At 45.7% G+C, this 1,097-nt stretch carries 1 protein-coding gene; it reads left to right on the plus strand.

The genetic code is table 11. From position 1 onward, the window contains the following. Positions 1 to 504 precede the first annotated feature (504 nt). Positions 505 to 966 carry a hypothetical protein gene (locus AACX99_RS22110; protein ID WP_339414560.1) on the plus strand — a complete coding sequence of 154 codons (462 nt, stop codon included), beginning with the start codon at positions 505 to 507 and terminating at the stop codon, positions 964 to 966. Positions 967 to 1,097: the final 131 nt, after the last annotated feature.

The raw sequence follows: 1,097 nt of genomic DNA on the forward strand, positions 1-1,097 counted from the left end.
ACATCGTTACAGATGCGAAATTCGGTATTTCGCTTACAGGATTATGAGCAATGCCTAACAAGACGCTGAAATCGCTCATTTCATTCGCTGGGACGGCGTGCCGCCGCCCCTTAGCTTAATCGTTAGGCATACAAAGCAAAGGAATGCGCGCAAATGGAAAATCGCGGAATCAACAGTTCAAAACCGTGCATTTCCCATGAAGAGAATTTGGTGTATTTGAAATCGCAGGCCGGGCAATAAAATCTATCTCCGTAATATCCTGCACGTCAGCCATAACATCGCGCTGGCGCTGAGGCGCTCCAAGACCAAGAGGCAAAGCGAGGGAACCGCATGAAACAGCACATAGAATCAAAAGCAATGTTGGCTATCGTGCTGTTGTCGCTCACAGCGCTCGGCTCAAGCGCGAGCCTAACAAGCGGTTCAAATCACTCGCTTCGCTCGCTGGGACGGGCTAAAGCCCGCCCCTTAACCTGAACGTTAGCAGGCAACACGGAAACTCATGCCATGCACAAGTTAAAATATCTTTTGTTGTTAGTATTAATGGCATCGCTCCCCGCATGCTTTGAGACGAAAACATATCACTCCACAACAACGTCCTCAAACAAGTACCATTTCGGTAAATTCCTAGACAGCATAACTAGCTTTCCATACAGCGCTCCAGTCGAGCAGCAAGAGCGCATTAAAAATAACTATACAAAAATAAAGATTGGAATGCTGAAGAGTGAAATCTTAAAAATTCTACCTCCACCGAATGCCGAATTTTTCACCTACGAAAAGAATGGAGATAAAGAAATATTCGACAACTCATCGTGGGCATACTACTTGAGTAGGCAAGAATATAATCTGGGGAGCGATAGTGATGCAGTCATATTTCTATACTTCAACGAGCTAGAGCAGTTGTACTGGTCAATACCTGACAACATTGAAGGCCTTAGCCAACTGGGTAACCCACTTGGTGCCCGCTAACAACTGGTTCAAATCGTTCGCTTCGCTCACTGGGACGGGCTAAAGCCCGCCCCTTAACCAAACGTTATGCGGCAATTCAAATAATGAATACTTTTTATAAATGGATCACGGCAATAACCATTCTTGCACAG

Origin of the sequence: Pseudomonas sp. EA_35y_Pfl2_R5 (genome assembly GCF_963970805.1) — a bacterium.
Taxonomy (GTDB): Bacteria; Pseudomonadota; Gammaproteobacteria; order Pseudomonadales; family Pseudomonadaceae; genus Aquipseudomonas.